19 protein-coding genes are annotated in these 22,881 nt (G+C 71.7%); 13 read left to right on the top strand and 6 right to left on the bottom strand.

The features are described from left to right. Window positions 1-313 precede the first annotated feature (313 nt). From ACIP89_RS01505 to ACIP89_RS01515, 3 genes are all read right to left on the bottom strand, one after another. Entirely contained in the window at window positions 314-2,764 is a 2,451-nt protein-coding gene (locus tag ACIP89_RS01505; RefSeq protein ID WP_402112333.1) for a heavy metal translocating P-type ATPase, read from the bottom strand. Window positions 2,765-2,875: 111 nt separating this feature from the next. After that, window positions 2,876-3,184, bottom strand: a complete 309-nt coding sequence (locus tag ACIP89_RS01510) for a heavy-metal-associated domain-containing protein (RefSeq protein ID WP_402112335.1) — start codon at window positions 3,182-3,184, stop codon at window positions 2,876-2,878. A 189-nt stretch (window positions 3,185-3,373) separates the two neighbouring features. Then, window positions 3,374-3,997: a TetR family transcriptional regulator gene (locus ACIP89_RS01515; RefSeq protein ID WP_401922055.1), complete on the bottom strand. Its 624-nt coding sequence runs from the start codon at window positions 3,995-3,997 to the stop codon at window positions 3,374-3,376. Between the two features lie 183 nt (window positions 3,998-4,180). On the opposite strand from ACIP89_RS01515, the gene ACIP89_RS01520 reads away from it, so the two are divergent. Further along, on the top strand, window positions 4,181-6,409 hold the full coding sequence (locus ACIP89_RS01520; RefSeq protein WP_402112338.1) for an MMPL family transporter: 2,229 nt from the start codon (window positions 4,181-4,183) through the stop codon (window positions 6,407-6,409). Window positions 6,410-6,527: 118 nt separating this feature from the next. Here ACIP89_RS01520 and ACIP89_RS01525 read toward each other — a convergent pair whose 3' ends face one another. Continuing rightward, window positions 6,528-6,725, bottom strand: a complete 198-nt coding sequence (locus ACIP89_RS01525; RefSeq protein WP_402112340.1) for a helix-turn-helix transcriptional regulator — start codon at window positions 6,723-6,725, stop codon at window positions 6,528-6,530. 321 nt (window positions 6,726-7,046) lie between these two features. Here ACIP89_RS01525 and ACIP89_RS01530 point away from each other — a divergent pair, with 321 nt between their 5' ends. Continuing rightward, on the top strand, window positions 7,047-7,409 hold the full coding sequence (locus ACIP89_RS01530; RefSeq protein ID WP_401921602.1) for a hypothetical protein: 363 nt from the start codon (window positions 7,047-7,049) through the stop codon (window positions 7,407-7,409). 177 nt (window positions 7,410-7,586) lie between these two features. Then, complete coding sequence (locus ACIP89_RS01535) at window positions 7,587-8,405, top strand: DUF3626 domain-containing protein (RefSeq protein ID WP_402112341.1); 819 nt, start codon at window positions 7,587-7,589, stop codon at window positions 8,403-8,405. Window positions 8,406-8,422: 17 nt separating this feature from the next. Here the strand turns inward: ACIP89_RS01535 and ACIP89_RS01540 are convergent, their stop codons facing one another. Further along, on the bottom strand, window positions 8,423-9,358 hold the full coding sequence (locus ACIP89_RS01540; protein ID WP_401922060.1) for a sugar phosphate isomerase/epimerase family protein: 936 nt from the start codon (window positions 9,356-9,358) through the stop codon (window positions 8,423-8,425). A gap of 147 nt (window positions 9,359-9,505) precedes the next feature. Here ACIP89_RS01540 and iolC point away from each other — a divergent pair, with 147 nt between their 5' ends. From iolC to mmsA, 5 genes are read left to right on the top strand one after another with little or no spacing between them, the layout of a single operon-like run. Then, window positions 9,506-10,687 (top strand): 5-dehydro-2-deoxygluconokinase, encoded by a 1,182-nt coding sequence (iolC, locus tag ACIP89_RS01545; protein ID WP_402112343.1) that lies wholly within the window; start codon window positions 9,506-9,508, stop codon window positions 10,685-10,687. After that, window positions 10,684-11,601 (top strand): deoxyribose-phosphate aldolase, encoded by a 918-nt coding sequence (locus ACIP89_RS01550; protein WP_402112346.1) that lies wholly within the window; start codon window positions 10,684-10,686, stop codon window positions 11,599-11,601. The genes iolC and ACIP89_RS01550 overlap by 4 nt, the downstream gene beginning before the upstream one ends. Beyond that, window positions 11,598-12,551 carry a 5-deoxy-glucuronate isomerase gene (iolB, locus tag ACIP89_RS01555; RefSeq protein WP_402112348.1) on the top strand — a complete coding sequence of 318 codons (954 nt, stop codon included), beginning with the start codon at window positions 11,598-11,600 and terminating at the stop codon, window positions 12,549-12,551. The genes ACIP89_RS01550 and iolB overlap by 4 nt, the downstream gene beginning before the upstream one ends. Further along, entirely contained in the window at window positions 12,548-14,431 is a 1,884-nt protein-coding gene (gene iolD / locus ACIP89_RS01560; protein WP_402112351.1) for a 3D-(3,5/4)-trihydroxycyclohexane-1,2-dione acylhydrolase (decyclizing), read from the top strand. Before iolB ends, iolD begins: the two co-directional genes overlap by 4 nt. Before the next feature lie 12 nt (window positions 14,432-14,443). Then, window positions 14,444-15,943, top strand: coding sequence for a CoA-acylating methylmalonate-semialdehyde dehydrogenase (mmsA, locus tag ACIP89_RS01565; RefSeq protein ID WP_401921590.1), 1,500 nt, complete (start codon window positions 14,444-14,446; stop codon window positions 15,941-15,943). Window positions 15,944-16,027: 84 nt separating this feature from the next. Here the strand turns inward: mmsA and ACIP89_RS01570 are convergent, their stop codons facing one another. Next, window positions 16,028-16,759, bottom strand: a complete 732-nt coding sequence (locus tag ACIP89_RS01570) for a VC0807 family protein (protein WP_402112353.1) — start codon at window positions 16,757-16,759, stop codon at window positions 16,028-16,030. A gap of 219 nt (window positions 16,760-16,978) precedes the next feature. On the opposite strand from ACIP89_RS01570, the gene ACIP89_RS01575 reads away from it, so the two are divergent. From ACIP89_RS01575 to ACIP89_RS01595, 5 genes are all read left to right on the top strand, one after another. Continuing rightward, on the top strand, window positions 16,979-17,584 hold the full coding sequence (locus tag ACIP89_RS01575) for a DUF4291 domain-containing protein (RefSeq protein ID WP_402112355.1): 606 nt from the start codon (window positions 16,979-16,981) through the stop codon (window positions 17,582-17,584). Between the two features lie 50 nt (window positions 17,585-17,634). Further along, the gene (locus ACIP89_RS01580; RefSeq protein WP_402112357.1) at window positions 17,635-18,411 is read left to right on the top strand and encodes an alpha/beta fold hydrolase; all 777 of its coding nucleotides are present in this window, start codon (window positions 17,635-17,637) and stop codon (window positions 18,409-18,411) included. A 131-nt stretch (window positions 18,412-18,542) separates the two neighbouring features. Next, window positions 18,543-21,203, top strand: a complete 2,661-nt coding sequence (locus ACIP89_RS01585) for an alpha/beta fold hydrolase (RefSeq protein ID WP_401922068.1) — start codon at window positions 18,543-18,545, stop codon at window positions 21,201-21,203. Continuing rightward, window positions 21,200-22,078, top strand: a complete 879-nt coding sequence (locus ACIP89_RS01590) for an ABC transporter permease (protein ID WP_401921583.1) — start codon at window positions 21,200-21,202, stop codon at window positions 22,076-22,078. Before ACIP89_RS01585 ends, ACIP89_RS01590 begins: the two co-directional genes overlap by 4 nt. A gap of 230 nt (window positions 22,079-22,308) precedes the next feature. Beyond that, the gene (locus ACIP89_RS01595; RefSeq protein WP_402112360.1) at window positions 22,309-22,863 is read left to right on the top strand and encodes a DUF1772 domain-containing protein; all 555 of its coding nucleotides are present in this window, start codon (window positions 22,309-22,311) and stop codon (window positions 22,861-22,863) included. The last annotated feature ends 18 nt before the right edge of the window (window positions 22,864-22,881 follow it).

Here is a 22,881-nt window from a genome sequence, read left to right on the forward strand (position 1 = left end):
GGAGCGGATTCCCCCCACGGGATCCGGCCGGGCGTTCAGTGGGAGCCGAAGCTCCTGGGTTCCTCGGGTACTGCGTGTCCTGCGCTTACCTCTCGTACAGCCTTCCTGCCGGCGGTCTGCCGGGGTACGTACCGACGGGAGGGCCGCTCAAAGCTCCCCGGTGCACGTGCCCCGGCCAACGCTTGCCCGGAGCGTCCCCCAAGACTCTCCGTCGGACGTCCCCCAAGACATCCTTTGGCATCGCACTCTTAGACTCGCGAACCCACCGAATGGTTACCCCCGAATCGGTGTGATCTAGATCTCTTTGTGGACGTTACGTGAAGGACCTCAAGCGCAGGCTGTTCGTTACGACGAAGACCGATGAGAACGCCATCGCCGCTCCTGCAATCATAGGGTTGAGCAGGCCAAATGCCGCAAGGGGTAGAGCAGCAACGTTGTAACCGAATGCCCAGAAAAGGTTGCCCCTGATGGTGGCCAGGGTACGCCGGGAGAGCCGGATGGCATCGGCGGCCACCTTGAGATCTCCACGAACCAGCGTCAGATCACTCGCCTCGATCGCCGCGTCCGTGCCGGTTCCCATCGCCAGACCGAGATCGGCGGTGGCCAGTGCGGCGGCGTCGTTGACCCCGTCCCCGACCATCGCGACCGCACGTCCCTCGGCTTGCAAACGTTCGATGACGTGCGCTTTTTCCTCGGGAAGCACCTCGGCCCGCACCTCGTCGATCCCGACCGCGCGGGCCACCGAGTCAGCCACCGCGCGGTTGTCGCCGGTCAGCAGGATGGGTGTCAGACCGAGTGCGCGAAGGTCCGCGACGGCCGCCGCGCTGGACTCCTTGACCGCGTCGGCGACTTCGAGGACGCCCCGCGCCGCACCGTCCCAGGCGACGGTGACCGCCGTGCGTCCCTGCGCGGCCGCTTCCGTCAGAGCCGCGATCAGCACATCCGGAAGGTCGATTCCGGCTTCGGTGAGCAGCCGCGGGCGGCCTACGAGCACCTTGACCCCCTCGACGACGCCCTGGACGCCGAGGCCGGGGATGTTGCTGAAGTTCTCGGGGGTGGGGAGTGGGCTGGTGGTGCGTTCGGTGGCTCCGGTGGCGACGGCCTGGGCGATGGGGTGTTCGGAGGCGTGTTCCAGTGCTCCGGCGAGGCGCAGGGCGTCGGTCTCTGTGGTGCCGGGGGTGGTGTGGACGGCCTGGAGGGTCATTTTTCCGGTTGTGACGGTGCCGGTCTTGTCGAGGACGATGGTGTCGACGCGGCGGGTGGTCTCCAGGACTTCGGGTCCCTTGATGAGGATGCCGAGCTGGGCGCCGCGTCCGGTGCCGACCATGAGGGCGGTGGGGGTGGCGAGGCCGAGGGCGCAGGGGCAGGCGATGATCAGTACGGCGACGGCGGCGGTGAAGGCGGCCGTCACGTCGTCCGTGGCCAGCAGCCAGGCGATCAGGGTGACCAGGGCGATCAGCATGACCACGGGTACGAACACCGCGGAGATCCGGTCCGCGAGCCGCTGCGCCTCGGCCTTGCCGTTCTGCGCGTCCTCGACGAGCCTCGCCATCCGGGCCAGCTGGGTGTCGGCGCCGACCCGGGTGGCCTCGACGACGAGTCGGCCGGAGACGTTCACGGTCGCGCCGGCCACGGAGTCCCCGGCCGCCACGTCGACCGGGACGGACTCGCCGGTGAGCATGGACGCGTCCACCGCGGAGATGCCCTCGACCACCGTGCCGTCGGTGGCGACCTTCTCGCCGGGCCGGACCACGAAGCGGTCCCCCACGCCGAGCCGGGCGACCGGGACGCGTACCTCGGTGCCGTCGCGCAGCACCGCGACGTCCTTGGCGCCCAGGTGCATCAGGGCCCGCAGGGCGGAGCCCGCCTTCCGCTTGGACCTCGCCTCCAGGTAACGGCCCAGCAGGATGAACGTGACGACTCCGGCGGCCACCTCCAGATAGATCGTGGAGGAGCCTTCCGTGCGCGAGACCGTGAAGTCGAAGCCGTGCCGCATGCCGGGCATCCCGGCGTCACCCAGGAACAGCGCCCAGAGCGACCAGCCGAAGGCCGCGAGGGTGCCGACCGAGACGAGGGTGTCCATGGTGGCCGCGCCGTGCCGGAGGTTGGTCCAGGTCGCCCGGTGGAAGGGCAGTCCGCCCCAGACGACGACCGGGGCGGCCAGGGTGAGCGAGAGCCACTGCCAGTTGTCGAACTGGAGGGCCGGGATCATCGCGAGCAGGACGACGGGGACGGCGAGGACGGCCGACACGGTGAGCCGTTGACGCAGCGAGGCGAGGGCGGTGTCCGGGCGGTCGGAGTCCGGGGCGGGGGTGGGGCCGGGATCGGTGTCCGGGTCGGTGCCCGGGTCGGGGTCGGGTTCCGGGTCGGGGTCGGGGTCGGTGGAGTTGGCTGGCGCGTTCGTGGAGCTGGGGGCCTCTGTGGCTGCTGTGTCGGAGGAGGAAGAGGAGGAGGGCGTGGGTGTCGTGGCTGTTGTAGGTGCCGTTTTCGGCGCCGGGGCTGGGGTCGGAGCGGGGGGGTGGACCGGTTCCGCCGTGTAGCCCGTCTTCCGGACGGTCGCGATCAGATCCGCGACGCCGGTCTCCGGGCCGTAGAAGACCCGGGCCTTCTCGGTGGCGTAGTTGACGGTGGCGGTGACCCCGTCCATCCGGTTCAGCTTCTTCTCGACGCGGGCCGCGCAGGAGGCGCAGGTCATCCCGCCGATCACGAACTCGGCCTCCGAACCCTCCGCTGCCGGGGCTTCGGTCTCTGTCGCGCTGTGCATGTCCGAACTCCTGAAACGCCGACCGGGCCGTACCCCACCAGTATCTGCTGGTCGGTCCGGCCCGGCGGCGAAGGGTGACGCGGATGGAGTGGATCCTGGGGGTTCCGGCGGTCAGGCCTGGCCGGTGAGCTCGTAACCGGCCTCGTCGACGGCGGCGCGTACGGCCTCCTCGTCCAGCGGGGCCCGGGAGGTCACCGTCACCTGGCCGGTGGACGCCACCGCCTTCACCGAGGTGACGCCGTCGATTCCGGAGATCTCCTCGGAAACGGCGCCCTCGCAGTGACCGCAGGTCATGCCGGTGACCTGGTAGACCGTGGTCACACCGCCCTGCTTCGCGTCGGCGCTCGCGCCGTCGTGGCAGGAGCCGCTGGGGGAGCAGCAGGAGCCGGTCGCCTGGGGGAGCTGGGTCTCGGCGGTCATCGTTTTTCTCCTCTTCGACGGGCACATGATGGGTGTGGAGACAGGCGCCCGGGAGGGTTCCGGGAAGGCCGGTGCGCCTCCACACTCACCACACTATACCCCTAGGGGGTATGAATGCGAGCGGCGCGAGTCCTCGGCGGCCGTTCGGGGAGGCGGCGGTGCGGCGGTGGGTCCGGTGCTGGGTTCGGTCTAGCAGACCATCGGTTCGAGATAGCGGAAGAGGGCCGTCTTGAGCTCCTTGGTGTACGCCTCCCGCTCCGCTCCCTCGTGCGCCATGATCACGTCCAGTCCCGCCTTGAAGAGGGCGAAGAGCATCGTGGCGACGCGCGTGAGCTCGGCGGGAGGGGCGCTCGGGAGGTAGCCGGCGAGGATCGTCTCGACCCGGGTGAGCATCGCCGTGTGGATGGCGTCGTGGTCCTGCGTGATCGTGCCGGGGATCTCGGAGCCGTGCATCAGGACCATGAAGGCCGGGTTCTCGCAGTTGAACTCGATGAGCGGGTCGAGGATGGCGTCGAGCAGCCGGTCCAGCGGGAGTTCGAAGTGGTTCGGGAGGAACGCGGCTCCGTACGTCTCCTGCCAGCGGCTCAGGAGCTGGTCGCCCAGCTCGACCGCGATGGCTTCCTTGTTGGGGAAGAACTGGTAGAGCGTGCCCGGCGAGACCCCGGCCTCCCGGGCGATGGCGTTGGTGCTCGCCGCGGTGTAGCCGCTCGCGCAGAACACGCTGGAGGCGGCCTTGAGGAGCTGGGCGATGCGGGCCTCGCCGCGGGCCTGGCGGCGGCGTGGGCGGGCGGTGGCGGGTCCGGACTCCGACACGGTGTATCCCCAGCTTTCGTGTGCGGTTGACAAACACGAGTGGCCGCTCGCATTCTTGTGGAACGCGAGCGATGACTCGTGTTTGCCAGTGTATGTGGCAACGACTGATCCATGCTGCCCTGCGCAGCCGCCTCGCGCTGCCGCCCGGGTGCCTGGATCCGGGGGAAAAGGGGACACGGCACCATGCCTCAGGTCAATGGCTCGGAGCGCATCGGGGGCTGGACGCGCTTCGTCACCGCGCGGCCACGGCTCGCACTGCTGGCGGCCCTCGTGATCACGGCGCTCGCGGTCTTCGCCGGCAGTGGGGTCGCGGACCGGATGGGCAGCGGCGGCTGGGAGTCCCCGAACGCCGAATCGACCAATGCGACCAAGGCCCTGGAGCGCGAGTTCCCGGCGTCCCAGCCGAATCTGCTGCTGCTCCTCGACAGCGGCGGCGTCTCCGTCGACGATCCCGCCGTCGCCGCCGAGGCGGCGCGCCTCACCGAGCGGCTGGCCGGCGAGAAGGACGTCACGGGCGTCGGCTCGTACTGGCAGCGCAAGGCACCCGCCCTGCGTGCCGAGGACGGGCGGGAGGCGCTGATAGCGGCCAGGATCGAGGGCGACGAGAAGACGGCGGGGGAGGTCCTGGACCGGCTGGCCCCGGAGTACCGGGGCGCGCACGGACCGGTGGAGGTCTCGGTCGGCGGGCCCGTCGCCGTGCGCCACGAGATGCAGACGATCATCCAGGACGATCTGCTGCGGGCCGAGATGATCGCCCTGCCGGTCACGCTCGTACTGCTCGTCATGGTCTTCGGCAGCGCGGTTGCCGCCCTGCTGCCGCTGGGGGTCGGCATCGTCGCGATCCTGGGCACCAACGCCGTGCTGCGCGGCATCACCGAACTCACCGATGTCTCGGTCTTCGCCCAGAACCTCACCACCGCACTCGGCCTGGGGCTGGCCATTGACTACGCCCTGTTCATCGTGCGCCGGTTCCGCGAGGAGCTCGCGGCCGGTGCGCCGACGCGCGAGGCGGTGGGTGCGGCCTTGCGCACGGCGGGGCGGACCGTCCTGTTCTCCGCGCTGACTGTCGCGGTCTCGCTCGCCGCGATGCTGGTCTTCCCGCAGTACTTCCTGCGTTCGTTCGCCTACGCGGGCATCGCCGTCGTGGTGCTGGCCGCCGCTGCCGCGCTGATCCTCCTGCCCGCCGCGCTGATGCTGCTCGGCCCTCGGATCAACTCCCTGGACCTGCGGAAGACGCTGCGCCGGGGACGCGCGGAGCCGCCGTCCACCGCGACCGGCGCGGGGAAGGGGTGGGGGCGGTTCGCCGCACTCGTGCTGCGCCGGGCGCCGCTCTTCGCCGTCGTCACGAGCGTGGGGCTCGTGCTGCTCGGACTGCCGTTCCTGGGGGTGAGGTTCGGTACCGCGGACGACCGCCAGCTGCCGGCCTCCGCCGAGTCGCGCGTGGTCCAGGAGCACATCAGGGACGGGTTCCCCGGCAGCCCCGGCGGAGGCCTCGAAGTCCTCGCGGAAGGGGCCGCGACACCGGCCCAGTACGCCGAGTACCGCAGCCGGATCGCGGCGCTCCCGGGCGCCCTGCGGGTCGAAGGGCCGGTCGTCGAGGGAGAGTCTGCCTACTTCAGCGTGCTGCCGAAGGAGGCGTCGGTGGGGGAGGAGTCGCAGGCGCTCGTGAAGGATCTCCGGGCCGAGCCAGCCCCCTTCGACACCTCGGTGACCGGCACCGCCGCCGTACTGGTCGATTCGAAGGCCGCCATCGCGGACCGGCTGCCCTGGGCGGTGGGCATCATCGTGGTGGTGACCCTGCTGCTGGTCTTCCTGCTCACCGGGAGCGTGCTGATCCCCCTCCAGGCCGTCGTGCTCAACGCCCTGAGCCTCACGGCGATGTTCGGAGCCGTCGTCTGGGTGTTCCAGGACGGGCATCTGTCCGGGCCGCTCGCCTTCACCAGCACCGGGGACATAGAGACGACACTGCCGGTGCTGATGTTCTGCGTCGCCTTCGGACTCTCCATGGACTACGGGGTGTTCCTGCTCTCGAGGATCAAGGAGGAGTACGACAGGACCGGCGACCACGAGCACTCGGTCGCGTTCGGACTGCGGCACACCGGTGGTCTGATCACCGCGGCGGCCGTGATCCTCGCGGTGGTGATGGTCGCGATCGGCACCTCACGGGTGACCAACACCAAGATGCTGGGCCTGGGCATCGCACTGGCCGTGCTGATGGACGCCATGGTCGTGCGCAGCCTGCTGGTCCCGTCCGTGATGAAGCTGATGGGCCGGGTCACCTGGTGGGCTCCGGCACCGCTGCGGGCGTTCCACCGGCGATTCGGCCTGAGCGAAGGAGAGCCCGCACCGTCGGCGGCCGAGGAGATACCCCGGCCCGCCGCCGGGCGGGACAGAGTCACCAGCGGGACATAGCCACAGGCGGAAGATCCGGGCGGGGCCGGGGACGGACGGGCGGAGGGTGGATTCGGCTGGTGGCGGTGTGGTGATCCGGGGGAGGCGACCTGGCAGGGAGGCGCGGGGCGGGGGCGGGTCAGTCGCGGCGGCGCCGGTTGCCGGGGCGGGTGGTGACCCAGGTGCGGATGGTGTCCGCGTACCAGTACGGCTTGCCGCCCTCCACATGATCCGGTGGCGGAAGGAGACCTTGTTTCCGGTAGGAGCGGACACTGTCCGGCTGCACCCGGATGTGAGCGGCAATGTCCTTGTAGGACCAGAGCTTCCTGTCCGTCATGGGTGACACCTCTCTCTGCCGCAGCGGCAGCCTGGGAGTCGTCGGAGGAGCTGCGCACCGACGCCGACGATCACTCAGCCTGTGTCCGGGTGAACGAGCACGATGAGAGGCGGGGAGGGGCTGTCGAGCATCTGTGACGAAACACCTGCGAAATGGAGATATGTGTGACGAGGGAGTGATCTCCGTGATGGAAGGAGCGAACCGGGGCGAACTGGAGTAAAGGCTCCCTGCGCGCCTGCGGGACCACGCGACCCGATTACTGCACCTCAGATGTGCCTCAACTGCGGTGATACCGAGACCTACTCCGGGCACGATCGTTTTATGACTGGTTTTGGGAAGCAGAACATGGACCTTCTCGTGCTGCGCGAGGCGGACGACATCACCACCGCGCTCCGGCAGGCTCTGGACACCGCACCCGCCGAGGAACGCCCCGGCCTGGAAAGGGCCATGGCCCTCGCCGCCGAGGCCGGTGCGGTTCCGGACGCGGAGCTGCGCGGCCGCTGGGCGCTGCGCAGGATGGCATCGACCGGGTACGAGGGCCCGCCCCGCACCGTGGCCGCGATCAAGGCACTGCGCACGGCCGAGCGGAGCCTGAGCCTGCTCCAGGCGGTGAACCTGTCGAAGGACGCGGAGGCTGTCGCGGCGGCGCAGGACGTCCGGTCCGCGGAGCCGGAGGCCAGGTAATCCGGAGGCAGGGATGGGCCGCGTTGCGGGAGACTGCGCCGGTGACCGCCGACTCCTCCCCAACCTCGTACCCATCCCCACTCCCACTCCCATCCCCATCCCCGTCCCCATCCCTCTCCTCCTCTTTCTCCCTCGGCTCCTCTGCGGCGGGCTCGGCGCAGGCGCGTGCCCTGAGCCATGTGGCCTCTCTCTCCTCGGGGCCGCCGCTGGACCGCTCCGTACCGCTCCGTACCGCTCACGCTGAACTTCCACCCGGACCGGATGGCGGGCGGCCGCCCGATCCTGGCCGCGCTCGCCCAGGACGGCGTCTACCGTTCGCAGTTCGTCACCGGCACCAGCAACGGCGGGCTGACGGCCCGTCCGGGCGGTGACCGGTGGCGCTGGGAGAGCCGGATCTTCGGCGGCGCGTACGACAGTGTGCCGGGCGAGCAGCGGCCGGTGTACGGGGCGTTGAACTTCCGGCGGCAGGAGACCGGGGCGGCGCCACGGTTCGGTTCGGCGCACTTCAGGCTGACCGCGCAGACGCTGGAGCGGGCCACCTTCTGCTACCCGGACAGCGCCGCCGAGCCCTCGGACTTCGGCGTCGCCGGCCGGATGAGCCTCATCGAACTCGCGGAGTCCGACAGCCGGGACGCGCTCGACGACTACATCGAGGCACAGGTGCACGGCCCGGTCCTGCTGGACCGCCATCCGGAGGCGCTGGTGCTCGACCCGAGCTTCCGGGGCACCGCCGTCGAGGAGGCCGCGCGGCGGCTGCCCTGCCGTACGGAATGGCACGGCGGGTTCCGCCTGACCGTGGCGGAGCTGCGCCGCCACGCGGACTACCGGGGGCAGGAGTTCACCGATCTCGGCGTGGAGATCTCCCGGGGCGGACTGCTCGACCCCCGGATCATCGGGGAGGCCGCCCGCACCGGCCGCTACGCGGCACAGTCGCTGAAGAAGGTCTGGCACTGCCTGGCCCGTTTCGGCGCTCCGGACCGCACCGGATCGGCCTGACCGCCTGAAGCGTGCCGTCAGGCGTGTCGGGCGGCCAGCCCGGGTCCGCCGCAGGAGCGCAGGAACTCCCGGGTGCGGCGGGCGATCGGGAACGGCGCGTCGGGCGGGCACGGGTACATGTCCTGCTCGACGATCGCGAACAGGTCCACGTCCAGCCGGCGGGCGGCGTCCAGCACCGGCGCCAGGGCGGGCACCCCGCGCGGCGGCTCGCACATCACCCCGCGCGCCACTGCCGGCCCGAACGGCACCTCGTTCGCCACCACTTCGGCCAGGATCTCCGGGTCGACCTGCTTGAGGTGCAGATAGCCGATCCGTTCACCGTAGGTCTCGATCAGCTTGACGCTGTCGCCGCCGCAGTAGGCGTAGTGCCCGGTGTCGAGGCAGAGCGAGACCAGCGCGGGATCGGTGGCGTCGAGGAAGCGGCTGACGTTCTCCTCGCTGTCGATATGGGTGTCGGCGTGCGGGTGGACGACGATGCGCAGACCGAAGCGGTCCCGCACCTCGCGCCCCAGCCGCTCCGTCTGGGTGGTGAGGTCCCTCCACTGCTCCGCGGTGAGGGTGCGGTCCTCCAGCACCTCGCCCGTCTTGTCGTCGCGCCAGAACGACGGGATGACCACGAGATGGTCGGCGCCCATCGCCCGGGTGAGCTCCGCGATGTCCGCGACATGCGCCCAGGTCCGTTCCCAGACGCCGGGGCCGTGGTGCAATCCGGTGAAAACGGTGCCCGCGGAAACGCTGAGCCCGCGGCTGCGGGTCTCGTCGGTGAGCCGGGCCGGATCGGTCGGGAGGTAGCCGTACGGGCCGAGCTCGATCCACTCGTACCCAGCGGTGGAGACCTCGTCGAGGAAGCGCTGCCAGGGCACCTGCTGCGGATCGTCGGGGAACCACACCCCCCAGGAATCGGGCGCGGAGCCGATGCGGATGCGGGCCGGAGGGGGTGCGGAGGTGGTCATGCGCTCCAGCCTCGGCGCCCGGGGAGATGGGTGTCAAGCATTAGTCCGTATGTCCGGACCAATCATTGACAGCGTTCTGGGGAGGAGTTAGACCGGGGGCGACAGTTGCGTCCGCCAGCTGCCGCACGGGTCGTCGAAGGGATACAGATGCCTGAGCCGTACGACGTGATCACGATGGGCCGGATCGGAGTGGATCTCTACCCCCTGCAGACGGGTCTGCCGCTGGCCCGGGTGGACGCCTTCGGGAAGTTCCTCGGCGGTTCGCCCACCAACGTCGCCGTCGCGGCGGCGCGCCTGGGCAGGCGCAGCGCGGTGGTGACCCGGACGGGGCAGGACGCGTTCGGGGAGTACCTCCACCAGCAGCTCAGGGAGTTCGGGGTGGACGACCGATGGGTGACGGCCGTCGGGGAGTACCCGACCCCGGTCACCTTCTGTGAGATCTTCCCGCCCGACGACTTCCCGCTCTACTTCTACCGCATGCCCAAGGCCCCGGACCTGGAGATCCACCCGTCGGAACTGGACCTGGAGGCCGTCGCGTCCGCCCGGGTCTTCTGGATGACCGGCACCGGACTCTGCGCCGAACCCAGCTGCTCCGCGACGCTCGCCGCGCTGCGGGCCAGGAGCCGTTCGGGCATCACGGTCTTCGACCTCGACTGGCGCCCCATGTTCTGGGACGCCCCGCAGGACGCCGAGGGAGGCGCGTCGCCGAGCGCGGAGGGAGGCGCGTCGCGGGACGCCGAGGGAGGCGTGTCGCCTGAGACCTCGCCCAGCGGCTCACCCCACCCCGCCGCCTCCGCCCGCTACCGGGAGGCCCTCGCCCACGCCACCGTCGCCGTGGGCAACCTCGACGAGTGCGAGATCGCGACCGGCGAGCGCGAACCGTACGCCGCGGCACGCGCCCTCCTGGCCGCCGGGGTCGAGCTGGCCGTCGTGAAGCAGGGCCCCGGCGGCGTCCTCGCGGTCCACCGCGACGGCACGGTGGCCGATGTCCCGCCGCTTCCCGTCGAGGTGGTCAACGGCCTGGGCGCCGGGGACGCGTTCGGCGGCGCGCTCTGCCACGGCCTGCTCGCCGGCTGGGACACCGCCCGCATCATGCGGTACGCCAACGCGGCGGGCGCCATCGTCGCCTCCAGGCTCGCCTGCTCCTCCGCGATGCCGTTCCCGCACGAGGTCGACGCGGCCCTCGCCGCAGGCTCCGTGACCGCGACGAGAACGACGGCGAAGGCCACCGCGACGAACCCGCCCGCGACGAACCCGCCCGCCACCTCCACCACCGCAGTCACCGCCGCGACCACGCCCACCCCCACCGGACCCGGAGCGGCGTCGTGACGGCCCCGGCTGCTTCCGTCTCCGACCTCGTCCACCTGCGCATGCGCCACCCGGAAGCAGTCGGGGAGGCAGCCGCGCGGCGGCGCAGGCGGCCGCTCGTCGGCAGTGCCGGGCGGCTGATGATCATCGCCGCCGACCATCCGGCCCGTGGCTCGCTCGCGGTCGGAGATCGGGAACTCGCCATGGCCAACCGGTTCGAACTGCTGGACCGGCTCTGCCTCGCGCTCTCCAGACCCGGTGTCGACGGAGTCCTCGCCACCGCCGACATCCTCGATGACCTGCTGCTCCTGGGCGCGCTGGAGGACAAGGTCGTCATCGGCTCGATGAACCGGGGCGGCCTGGCCGGCGCCGCCTTCGAGCTGGACGACCGGTTCACCGGGCACCGCCCGCAGGACCTCGCCCGGCTCGGCTTCGACGCGGGCAAGCTGCTGCTGCGGATCGACTACGACGACCCGGGCTCCCTCGACACGATGCACACCACCGCCCGCGCGATCGACGCCATGGCCGCGTACCGGCTGCCCGTCTTCGTCGAACCGTTCCTTTGCCGCCGCGCCGGCGGCAAGGTCCGCAACGACCTGAGCGCCGCCGCGGTGAGCACCTCCATCGCCATCGCCTCCGGACTCGCCGGCACTTCCGCGTACACCTGGCTCAAGGTCCCCGTCACCGAGAAGCCGGAGGACATGGCGCAGGTCATGGAGAGCTCCACGCTGCCCGCCGTGCTGCTCGGCGGCGAGGTGGGCGAGGACCAGGACGGCGCGTACGAGAGGTGGCGCACCGCACTGCGGCTGCCGACCGTCCGGGGCCTGGTGGTGGGACGGTCGCTGCTCTACCCGTCCGACGGGGACGTGGCCGCCGCGGTCGACACGGCCGTATCGCTGCTCGAACCGGGCACGACGGGCAGGGAAGGAACATGACCATGCACGAAGGACCGCACGGAGAATTCTACGAAGGACCGCGCGGGGAACCGCACGAGCGGCCGTACGAAGGACCGCACGGAGAACCGGGGTACCACCTGCCGGCCGGAAGTGCGGCGCGTGGACCCTACGCCCTGGACATCAGTCCTGAGCAGGCCGGCTGGGAGCGGTCGAGCCTGCGTGTGGTGGAGCTCGAACCGGGAGGTGTTCACTCACTTGTCACCGGAGAGAGCGAGTGGATCGTGCTCCCGTTGACGGGTGCCTGTACGGTGCACGTCTCAGATGAGATCTTTGAACTGCTGGGCCGGGAAAGCGTGTTCAGCGGGGTATCCGACTTCGCGTACGTGCCGCGTGACGCCCACGCACAGATCGCCTCCGGCGCAGGGGGCCGCTTCGCCCTGGCAGGAGCGAAGTGCGAGCGACGACTCCCCGCTCGCTACGGCCCCGCGCCGGAGGTACCCGTCGAGCTGCGCGGCTCCGGCAGCTGCTCCCGGCAGGTCAACAACTTCGCCGCCGCCGACACCTTCGACTGCGACCGGCTGATCGCGGTCGAGGTCCTCACCCCGGGCGGCAACTGGTCCTCCTACCCGCCGCACAAGCACGACGAGGACCACCCCGGCGAGGAGTGCGTGCTCGAAGAGATCTACTACTTCGAGGTGGCGGACGACGGCCTCGGCTACCACCGGGTGTCCCCGTCGAGCCCCGGCGGCACGGACGTCCTGGCCGAGGTCCGCAGCGGCGACGCGGTCCTGATCCCGGACGGCTGGCACGGCCCGTCCATCGCCGCGCCCGGCCGCACGCTGTACTACCTGAACGTGATGGCGGGCCCCGGCGACGAGCGGCAGTGGCTGATCCGCGACCACCCGGAGCACGGCTGGATCCGCGACACCTGGCCGTCCCAGCCGATGGACCCCAGGCTCCCGTTCTACGGACCGGAGGATCACACGTGAGTACCCGCCGCCTCACCACCGCCCAGGCGCTGGTGGACTTCCTCGCCGCCCAGTACACCGAACGGGACGGCGCACACCACCGGCTGATCGGCGCCACCTGGGGCATCTTCGGCCACGGCAACGTCGCAGGCGTCGGCCAGGCACTCCTGGAGGCCGGGGACGCCATGCCCTACCTCCAGGGCCGCAACGAGCAGGCCATGGTGCACGCCGCCGTCGGATACGCCCGCCGCTCCGGCCGGCTCTCCGCGCACGCCGTCACGACCTCCATCGGTCCGGGCGCCACCAACCTCGTCACCGGGGCGGCCCTCGCCACCATCAACCACCTCCCGGTCCTGCTGCTGCCCGGCGACACCTTCGCGACCCGCCCCGCGGAGCCCGTGCTCCAGCAGCTGGAGGTCCCCGGCCAGGGCGACATCTCGGTCAACGACTGCCTGCGCCCCGTCTCCCGCTACTTCGACCGGATCAACCGCCCCGAGGCGCTGATTCCGGCCGCGCTCCGGGCCGTGCGGGTCCTCACCGACCCGGCGGAGACCGGTGCCGTCACGCTCGCGCTGCCGCAGGACGTCCAGGCCGAGGCGTACGACTGGCCGGAGGAGTTCTTCGCGGCCCGCGTCTGGCACGTACGCAGACCGGCCCCCGACCCGCAGGAGCTCGACCGGGCGGCAGCGGCGGTCCGCGCCGCCCGCAGGCCGCTGGTCGTGGCGGGCGGCGGGGTCCACCACAGCGCCGCGGAGGAGGCCCTGGCCGCGTTCGCCGCCGCCACCGCGATCCCCGTCGCCACCACCCAGGCGGGCAAGGGCTCCCTGCGCCACGACCACCCCGCCGACGTCGGCGGCATCGGCCACACCGGTACCGCGACCGCCGACGAACTGGCGCGCACCGCAGACCTGGTGATCGGGGTCGGCACCCGCTACTCCGACTTCACGACCGCGTCCGCCACCCTCTTCGCCAACCCGGACGTGCGCTTCCTCAACCTCAACATCACCGGCTTCGACGCCCACAAGCTCGGCGCGCTCCCGCTCGTCGCCGACGCCCGCACCGCACTCGAAGCCCTCACCGCGGCCCTGGCGGACGGCGAACCCCACCGCGCGGACGCCGCGTACGAGCGCGAGTACACCGGAGCCAGGACGGCCTGGGAAAAGCGCGTCGACGCCGCCTACGCCACCCCGGACCCGGCCGCCCGCCCCACCCAGGCCCAGGTCCTCGGCCTCCTCGACGAACTGGTCACCGACGACGACATCCTGATCAACGCGGCCGGCTCGCTCCCCGGTGACCTGCACAAACTGTGGCGGACCCGGTCACCGCACCAGTACCACGTCGAGTACGGCTACTCCTGCATGGGATACGAGATCCCCGCGGCGATCGGCGTCCAGCTGGCCGCCCCCGGCTCCCCGGTCTGGGCGCTCGTCGGCGACGGCACGTACCTCATGAACCCCACCGAGATCGTCACCGCCGTCCAGCAGGCCCTGCCCGTCAAGCTGGTCGTCCTCCAGAATTACGGGTACGCGTCGATCGGCGGCCTCTCCGAGTCCGTCGGCGGCGAACGCTTCGGCACGGCCTACCGCCACCGCGCCGCGGACGGCAGCTTCACCGGTCCGCCGCTCCCCGTCGATCTCGCGGCGAACGCGGCCTCGCTCGGGATGCGGGTGCTGCGCGCCGGCACCGTCCGTGAACTGCGGGAAGCCCTCGCGGTGGCGCGGGCGGAGGACCGTCCCACTTGTGTCTACGTCGAGACCGAAACGGCAGACACAGTGTCGGGCCCCCCTCCGGCACAGGCGTGGTGGGATGTTCCCGTGGCCGAGACGGCCACTCGCCCGTCGGCGGCAAGAGCCCGGGAAGAGTACGAACGTCACGTCACCGACCGACGCAGCCACCTCTGAAGGAGTCACAGAATGAAGACCGTCAACCACTGGATCGGTGGCAAGACCGTCGAGGGCGCGTCGGGCAACTACGGCCCGGTCACCGACCCGGCCACCGGAGCCGTCACCACCCAGGTCGCGCTGGCCTCCCCGGACGAGGTCGACGCCGCGGTGGCCGCCGCGAAGGACGCGTACGCGACGTGGGGCACCTCCTCGCTGTCCGCCCGCACCGCGATCCTGTTCCGCTACCGCGCGCTGCTGGACGCCCACCGGGACGAGATCGCCGCGCTGATCACCGCGGAACACGGCAAGGTGCACTCCGACGCGCTGGGCGAGGTGGCCCGCGGTCTGGAGATCGTCGAGCTGGCCTGCGGCATCACCACGCAGCTCAAGGGCGAGCTGTCGACCCAGGTGTCCAGCCGCGTCGACGTCTCCTCGATCCGTCAGTCGATCGGTGTCGTCGCCGGCATCACGCCGTTCAACTTCCCGGCCATGGTGCCGATGTGGATGTTCCCGATCGCCATCGCCTGCGGCAACACGTTCGTGCTCAAGCCCAGCGAGAAGGACCCGTCGGCCGCCAACCTCCTTGCCGAGCTGGCCTCGGAGGCCGGTCTGCCGGACGGCGTCCTGAACGTCCTGCACGGTGACAAGGTCGCCGTCGACGGCCTGCTGAACCACCCGGACGTCTCCGTCGTCTCGTTCGTCGGGTCCACCCCGATCGCCCGCTACATCCACGCCACCGCCACGGCCGGCGGCAAGCGCGTCCAGGCGCTCGGCGGCGCGAAGAACCACATGCTGGTGCTGCCCGACGCGGACCTGGACGCCGCCGCCGACGCCGCCGTCTCCGCCGCGTACGGCTCGGCCGGTGAGCGCTGCATGGCGATCTCCGCCGTCGTCGCCGTCGGCGCGGTCGCGGACGACCTCGTCGCCCGGATCAAGGACCGCGCCGAGAAGATCAGGATCGGTCCCGGCAACGACCCGGCGTCCGAGATGGGCCCGCTGATCACCGCCGCCCACCGCGACAAGGTCGCCTCCTACGTGACCGGCGCGGCAGCCCAGGGCGCCGACGTCGTCCTGGACGGCACCGGCCACACGGTCGAGGGCTTCGAGGACGGCCACTGGATCGGCCTCTCCCTCCTCGACAACGTCTCCACCGACTCGGACGCCTACAAGGACGAGATCTTCGGCCCGGTCCTGTGCGTGCTGCGCGTCGACACGTACGAGGAGGGCGTCGCGCTGATGAACGCCTCGCCGTTCGGCAACGGCACCGCGATCTTCACCCGCGACGGCGGCGCCGCCCGCCGCTTCCAGCTGGAGATCGAGGCCGGCATGGTCGGCATCAACGTCCCGATCCCGGTCCCGGTGGGCTACCACTCCTTCGGCGGCTGGAAGGACTCGCTCTTCGGCGACCACCACATCTACGGCAACGACGGCGTGCACTTCTACACCCGGGGCAAGGTCACCACCACCCGCTGGCCGGACCCGGCCGACGCCCCCGCCGGCGTCGACCTGGGCTTCCCCAGCAACCACTGAACCGCACCCACCTGAACCGCACCCGCACGCAACCGCAGGGCCGCTCCCCCGGGAGGCGGCCCTGCGGTCGTTCCTGAGCGGCCCTCAGCGCTCCGCGCCGGCCGCGTCCTCGGCCTCCGCAGCCTCTTCGATCAGTCGCTCCATCGGAACGACCGCCGTCCGCCCCGAGACGACGAACGCGACCAGCATCGCGCCGATCAGGACCACCTGGCCGCCCCACACCATCGTCCCGACCGGCACGGTGTACGCGCCCACGGCCCGCACCGCGCACTCAGCCAGCAGCGCCACCCCCCACACCACGGAGAACCGCGCCTCCGCCCGCCGGAACGCGTCGTCCGGACCGGTGGAAAGCCGCTCCCAGGCAGCGGACCTGGCCGCCCCGCCCCGGGTCAGCCACGGCCGCAGCCCGGCCGACATCATCGGCCGCCCCCGCAGCGCGGACACCAGGACCACCAGACCGATCGTGCTGCTCACCCCGCTGTCCTTGAGCAGCATCAGCCGGGGGTCACCCGCCGCCAGGCTCAGCAGCAGCCCGACCGCGTTGACCGTCACCATCAGCGCGGCGAGAGCGTTGAACCGCCGCTCCCGCGCCACTCCCCACACGGTCCGCACCGCCGGCACCACACTGCTCCAGGCCAGCGCCCCGAACGTGCCCAGGCCCCCGGCCTTCAGCACGTAGTACGAGACGAGCGGCACCGCCACGTCCACGAGCAGCGGCGCCAGGCTCTCCAGCACCGCCCTGCGCGGCGACAACGCGACGGCACCGGACCGGGCACCGGCAGCGGGTGCGGCGACAGTGACGGCCGGGCTGCTCATGGGGGTTCCTCCCGTATCGGCGGCGCCCTCGCGGCCTCCGCTCCGATACGTACAGACTGGCGTCCGGGCCCGGGTGCGCGGCAGAGCCGGGAGTACTGGCCTCCGTATGACGAATGTCAGGGTCCGTGGATGACACGGACGCGGGAACACGGTCCGGCGCCGCTCCCGGTCCCGGAAAACCCGTTCGCCCCGCCCGCACCACCGTGCTGGGATGTCCGCATGACCCGACCGGCCGGACCGACCCCGCGGCAGCACGGGATACGCGCGCTCCACACCGACACCACCCTCACCGTCTACCAGGCGTACACCCCGTCCCTCGGCCTGCCCGCCGCCCGTGACGGACGCTTCCCGCCGGCCTGGAAACGCGATCGCATGACATGGATAAAGCCCAGCTTTCTGTGGATGATGTACCGCTGCGGCTGGGGCCTGAAGGAAGGTCAGGAGACGGTACTCGCCGTCGAGATCACCCGCGAGGGATTCGACTGGGCGCTCGCGAACGCCGAACTCTCGCACTACGAACGGGGCGTGCCCCCCGACCGCGCGAGCTGGCAGCGCACCCTGCGCCGCGCCCCGGCACGCGTCCAGTGGGACCCGGAGCGCGATCTGCACCTGAACCGGCTCCCGTACCGCTCCCTCCAGCTCGGTCTCTCGGGTGAGGCCGCGCGGCGCTACGCGGACGAGTGGACGGTGTCCGTCCGCGATGTGACCCCGCTGGCCCGCCGGATCCATGAGCTGGTCCGGGAGGGTGCGGACGAGGAGGCGGCCCGGCTGCTGCCGGGGGAGACGCCGTACACCGCTGCCGGGCGGGTGCCCCGGCTACGGTGACGGCTCGGAGCCAGTCCATCCACTGATCTCGACGTGAACGGGGGCAGACCGTGCGCAACGCCGTGGTGACGCCCGAAGGCGACCGGATTCGCTGGGTCGAGCTGCCGGGGCGGGAACCGGCCCGCGTCTATGTGCACGGGCTGGGGGCCAGTTCCCCCGCCTACTTCACGGAGACCGCCGTCCATCCGCTGCTGGCCGGCCGCCGTTCCCTGCTGATCGACCTGCTGGGCCACGGCATCAGCGACCGGCCGACCGGCTTCGGCTACACGCTGGAAGCACACGCGGACGCGCTGGCCGAGGCGCTGACCGGCGCGGGTGTCACCGGGGCGGAGCTGATCGCGCACAGCATGGGCGGCTCCGTGGCCATCGTCCTGGCCGTCCGGCACCCCCGGCTGGTCTCCCGGCTGGTCCTGGTCGACGCCAATCTCGACCCGGCCCCGCCCACCCGCTTCTCCGGAGGCAGCGCTGACATCGCCTCCTACTCCGAGCAGGAGTTCCTGGCGGGCGGCTGGGAGGAGATCCGCGACCGGGCCGGTGCCCACTGGTGGTCCACGATGCGGCTGGCCGGCCGCGAGGCCCTGTACCGCAGCGCGGTGCACCTCGCCCAGGGCACGGTCCCCACGATGCGTGAGCTCCTGGTGGGGCTGACGATTCCCCGCACCTTCCTGCTGCCGGAGGGCGACCGGCTCCCGGGCGCCGGCGCTCTCACCGCTGCCGGGGTGTCCGTGGTCGCGATCCCGGACTGCGGGCACAACATCATGCTCGACAATCCGGAGGCCTTCGCGAGCGCCACCGCGGAGGCGCTCACGGACCGAGGCCGGGGCTGACCGGTACGGGCGCGCGTCACGCGCGTACCGCGAGCGCAGTACGCCGGGGGAACGCTGTACGCCCTGAGGAGGCCGGTCACCTCCCCCCGGCGGCTGCCCGGACGCGGTGGCGGCCCGCATAGGCTCGACGCATGGAGACCCCTCACGCCCGTGCGTCCCGGTGGCGACGCCTGCTGCCCCGTGCCCGAGGCCGGTGGGCGGCCGGCATCGCCGCGTTCGTCGTGCTGGCCGGTGCGGGCACCTGGACCGCCGTGGCCGACGACAGCGCGCCCGCCGTGCACCGCCAGGACCGGATGATGCGCATCGACGGGGTGTCCATCGACACCTCGTACTTCACCACCGGAGGCTCGGAGCGCAGGCCCGCCGTGCTCATCGGCCACGGCTTCGGCGGCTCCAAGGACAACTCCCGGTCCCAGGCGCAGCAGCTGGCCCGCGACGGGTACGCCGTGCTGACCTGGTCCGCCCGGGGCTTCGGCAAGTCCGGCGGGAAGACCTCCCTCAACGCACCCGGCGCAGAGGTGAAGGACGTCTCCCGGCTGATCGACTGGCTGGCCCGGCAGCCCGAAGTACGGCTCGACGCCTCCGGCGACCCCAGGGTCGGGGTCACCGGCGCTTCCTACGGCGGCGCGATCTCGCTGCTGGCCGCCGGGTACGACCGGCGGGTCGACGCCATCGCCCCGGAGATGACCTACTGGAACCTCGCGGACGCGCTGTTCCCGGACGGGGTCTTCAAGAAGCTCTGGGCCGGGATCTTCCTGACCACCGGCGGCGGCTGCGACAACCTGGAGAAGCGGCTCTGCGCGATGTACCAGCGGGTCGCCGTCAGCGGGAAGCCGGACGCCGCCGCCCGCGCCCTGCTCACCGAGCGGTCCCCGAGCGCCGTGGCCGACCGCATCAAGGTGCCCGCGCTGATCATGCAGGGACAGGCCGACTCGCTCTTCCCGCTCGGTGAGGCCGACGCCATGGCGAAGGCCGTCAAGGCGAACGGCGCGCCCGTCTCCGTCGACTGGGTCGCCGGCGGCCACGACGGCGGCGACAAGGAGGCTCACCGGGTACGGCAACGGGTCACCAGCTGGTTCGACCGCTACCTCAAGGACGACAAGGGCGCCGACACCGGACCGGCGTTCCGCGTCACCCGGACCGGAGGCATCGACTCCACCGACGGCGCCGCCCTCACCCGGGGCGCGAGCGGCGACAGCTACCCCGGACTGCACAGCGGCGGCGAACCGGTCGAACTGCGCGGCGGTACCCAGACGTTCAACAACCCCGCCGGAGCCGGCCCGCCCGCCATCTCCGCCGTTCCCGGCCTAGGCGGCGGCCTCGCCCAGCTGTCCAACTTCGGCGGTGGGCTCTCCGTCGACTTCCCCGGACAGAACGCCCGCTTCGAATCCGCCCCGCTGAAGACCGCGCGCCGCGTCACCGGCTCACCGACCGTCCGCGTGAACGTGAAGGCGGGCAAGGGCGACGCGGTGCTGTTCGGCAAGGTGTACGACGTATCGCCGGACGGCAAGCAGCAGGCGCTGCCCTCCCAGCTCGTCACCCCCTACCGGATCACCCCGGACCAGCAGGGCAAGCCCCTCACGCTGGACCTGCCCGCCGTCGACCACGAATTCGACTCCGGACACCGGCTGCGGCTCGTACTGGCCGCCACCGACCTCGGCTACGCCTCCCCGGCCGCGCCGACCACGTACACCGTCTCCCTCGACAGCCCGCTCACCATCCCCACCGTGCCCGGCCTCACGACCGCCGCCGCCGGGCTGCCCCGGTGGACCTGGGCGCTCCCGGCCGCCGCCGTACTGATCGCCGCCGCCCTGCTGCTCACCACGCGGCGCCGGACCAGCACCCCCGCCCCGGACCCCGCGCTCGCCGACGTACCGCTCCAGATCACCGGCCTGTCGAAGAAGTACGCCAGGTCCGCCGACAGGTACGCCGTCCGCGAGCTGTCCTTCCGCGTCGAGAAGGGCCAGGTGCTCGGGCTCCTCGGCCCGAACGGCGCGGGCAAGACCACCACGCTGCGCATGCTGATGGGGCTCATCACCCCCGACGAAGGGGAGATCCGGGTCTTCGGACGGGCCATCCGGCCCGGAGCGCCCGTCCTGTCCCGGGTCGGGGCCTTCGTCGAGGGGGCAGGATTCCTGCCGCACCTGTCCGGGCGCGCCAACCTGGAGCTGTACTGGCAGGCCACCGGGCGCCCCGCCGCCGACTCCCGCATCGAAGAGGCCCTGGAGATCGCCGGGCTCGGTGACGCGCTGGCCCGCGCGGTCCGCACGTACTCGCAGGGCATGCGGCAGCGGCTCGCCATCGCCCAGGCCATGCTGGGCATGCCGGACCTCCTCATCCTCGACGAACCGACCAACGGCCTCGACCCGCCCCAGATCCGCGAGATGCGGGACGTGATGATCCGGTACGCGGCCGGCGGCCGGACCGTCATCGTCTCCAGCCACCTCCTGTCCGAGGTCGAACAGTCCTGCACCCACCTGGTGGTCATGGACCGGGGACGGCTCGTCCAGGCGGGTCCGGTCGCCGAGATCACCGGCTCGGGCGACATGCTGCTCGTCAGCACGGCGGACCGGCTCACCGAACCCCTGGTGGAGAAGATCGCCGCGCTCCCGGGCATCGGCTCCGCCGTCCGCACGGACGACGGACACGGACTCCTGGTCCGGCTCGACGGGGCGACGTCCTCGCAGCTGATCGCGGAACTGGTCCGCCTCGACGTCCCGTTGACCGGCGTCGGACCGCACCGCCGCCTGGAGGACGCGTTCCTCACCCTGATCTCCGGAGGCTCCGCATGAGTACCGCAGCCGAAGTCACCGAAGCACCGGAAGCGCCCGGATACCGCGCCCGGCACACCCTCCCGCTGCGGGTGGAGGCCGCCCGGCAGCTGCGCAGACGGCGCACCCTGCTGATGGGCGGGGTGCTGGCCGCCCTGCCGTTCATCCTGATCATCGCGTTCGCGATCGGCGGCACCCCGGACGGCGGGCCCGGGGGCAGTGGCCGGCTCACCCTGATGGACACCGCGACCCAGTCCGCCGCGAACTTCGCCGCGACCTCCCTGTTCGTCTCGGCCGGCTTCCTGCTCGTGGTCCCGGTCGCGCTGTTCTGCGGTGACACCGTCGCCTCCGAGGCCAGCTGGTCCTCGCTGCGCTATCTGCTGGCGGCGCCCGTGCCCAGGGCCCGGCTGCTGTGGAGCAAGCTCGTCGTGGCGCTCGGCTTCAGCCTGGCCGCGATGGTGCTGCTGCCGCTCGTCGCGCTGGCCGCCGGAGCCGCCGCGTACGGCTGGGGGCCGCTCGAACTGCCCACCGGGGGCGCGCTCGCGACCGGGGACACCGTGCCCCGGCTCGCGCTCGTCGTCGCGTTCATCTTCGTCTCGCAACTCGTCACCGCCGGGCTGGCGTTCTGGCTGTCGACCAGGACGGACGCCCCGCTCGGCGCGGTCGGCGGCGCGGTCGGGCTGACCATCGTCGGCAATGTGCTGGACGCCGTCACCGCGCTCGGCTCCTGGCGCGACTTCCTGCCCGCGCACTGGCAGTTCGCCTGGGCGGACGCGCTCCAGCCCGAGCTGGAGTGGGGCGGCATGGTGAAGGGCGCCTCGGTCTCGGTGGCGTACGCCCTGATCCTGTTCGCGCTCGCCTTCCGGGGATTCAGCCGTAAGGACATCGTGTCCTGAACCCGATATCCCGCTGAACGCCCCGAACCCGATGCTCCGCCGAACGCCCCTCGCCTCCGAGGGGCGGCCGGACCGACACGGCGGCGGATACCGAAGACGGATACCGAAGAGGGCGAGACGGACTGACGCCGGCCGGTCCGCACCGGGGTGCGGACCGGCAGAGGACCTTCGGTCGCACAGGCATGCGAATTCCGGCTGTGCGGCTGGGGCCGCTGCGCCATGATGAGCCCATGGCCTCCCTGATCCTCGCCCTCGCCGTGACCACGACCGGCCTGTACGCGGGATTCCTGCTGACGTTCCTGTTCGTCGTCATGCCCGGCCTGGCGGCTCTGCCGGACGAGGGATTCACGGCCGCCATGCGCCGCATCAACGAGAAGGTCCCCGGACCCGGGTTCCTGATCGTCTTCCTCGGTGCGATCGTCTTCCCCGCCGTCACACTCGTCGCCGGGACCAACGACCGGGAATGGCCGCCGACGGCCGCGGCGCTGGGCTGTTCCGTCGTCTCCCACGTGGTCACGATCGTGGGCAACATCCCGCTCAACAAGGCGCTCGCGGAGGCGGAATCGGTACCCGGCCCGGTACCGGCTCCGACGGCCGTGCCGGCCTCGGTCGCGGCTTCACCGGGCGGGGACGCCGCACAGGACGGCGGCGGGGGCGGGGACGGAGACGACAGCGCGGCCCGTACCGCCCGTACCGCTTTCGAGGCCCGCTGGAACATCCTCCACCAGGTCCGGACCGCGCTCTCGCTCGCCGCGTTCGTCCTGCTGATCTTCGCCGCCAACTAGGACCTGTCGTCACACTGC

Source organism: Streptomyces sp. NPDC088730, assembly GCF_044751215.1.
Taxonomy (GTDB): domain Bacteria; phylum Actinomycetota; class Actinomycetes; order Streptomycetales; family Streptomycetaceae; genus Streptomyces.

Excerpts from the sequence above, each read along its gene's own strand:
- ACIP89_RS01505 (WP_402112333.1), bottom strand. The coding sequence starts at position 2,764 with ATGCACAGCGCGACAGAGACCGAAGCCCCGGCAGCGGAGGGTTCGGAG.
- ACIP89_RS01530 (WP_401921602.1), top strand. The coding sequence starts at position 7,047 with ATGACTGGTTTTGGGAAGCAGAACATGGACCTTCTCGTGCTGCGCGAG.
- ACIP89_RS01540 (WP_401922060.1), bottom strand. The coding sequence starts at position 9,358 with ATGACCACCTCCGCACCCCCTCCGGCCCGCATCCGCATCGGCTCCGCG.
- ACIP89_RS01570 (WP_402112353.1), bottom strand. The coding sequence starts at position 16,759 with ATGAGCAGCCCGGCCGTCACTGTCGCCGCACCCGCTGCCGGTGCCCGG.
- ACIP89_RS01595 (WP_402112360.1), top strand. The coding sequence starts at position 22,309 with ATGGCCTCCCTGATCCTCGCCCTCGCCGTGACCACGACCGGCCTGTAC.
- ACIP89_RS01590 (WP_401921583.1), top strand. The coding sequence starts at position 21,200 with ATGAGTACCGCAGCCGAAGTCACCGAAGCACCGGAAGCGCCCGGATAC.
- ACIP89_RS01510 (WP_402112335.1), bottom strand. The coding sequence starts at position 3,184 with ATGACCGCCGAGACCCAGCTCCCCCAGGCGACCGGCTCCTGCTGCTCC.
- ACIP89_RS01525 (WP_402112340.1), bottom strand. The coding sequence starts at position 6,725 with ATGACGGACAGGAAGCTCTGGTCCTACAAGGACATTGCCGCTCACATC.
- iolC (WP_402112343.1), top strand. The coding sequence starts at position 9,506 with ATGCCTGAGCCGTACGACGTGATCACGATGGGCCGGATCGGAGTGGAT.
- ACIP89_RS01575 (WP_402112355.1), top strand. The coding sequence starts at position 16,979 with ATGACCCGACCGGCCGGACCGACCCCGCGGCAGCACGGGATACGCGCG.
- ACIP89_RS01535 (WP_402112341.1), top strand. The coding sequence starts at position 7,587 with ATGTGGCCTCTCTCTCCTCGGGGCCGCCGCTGGACCGCTCCGTACCGC.
- mmsA (WP_401921590.1), top strand. The coding sequence starts at position 14,444 with ATGAAGACCGTCAACCACTGGATCGGTGGCAAGACCGTCGAGGGCGCG.
- ACIP89_RS01585 (WP_401922068.1), top strand. The coding sequence starts at position 18,543 with ATGGAGACCCCTCACGCCCGTGCGTCCCGGTGGCGACGCCTGCTGCCC.
- ACIP89_RS01520 (WP_402112338.1), top strand. The coding sequence starts at position 4,181 with ATGCCTCAGGTCAATGGCTCGGAGCGCATCGGGGGCTGGACGCGCTTC.
- iolB (WP_402112348.1), top strand. The coding sequence starts at position 11,598 with ATGACCATGCACGAAGGACCGCACGGAGAATTCTACGAAGGACCGCGC.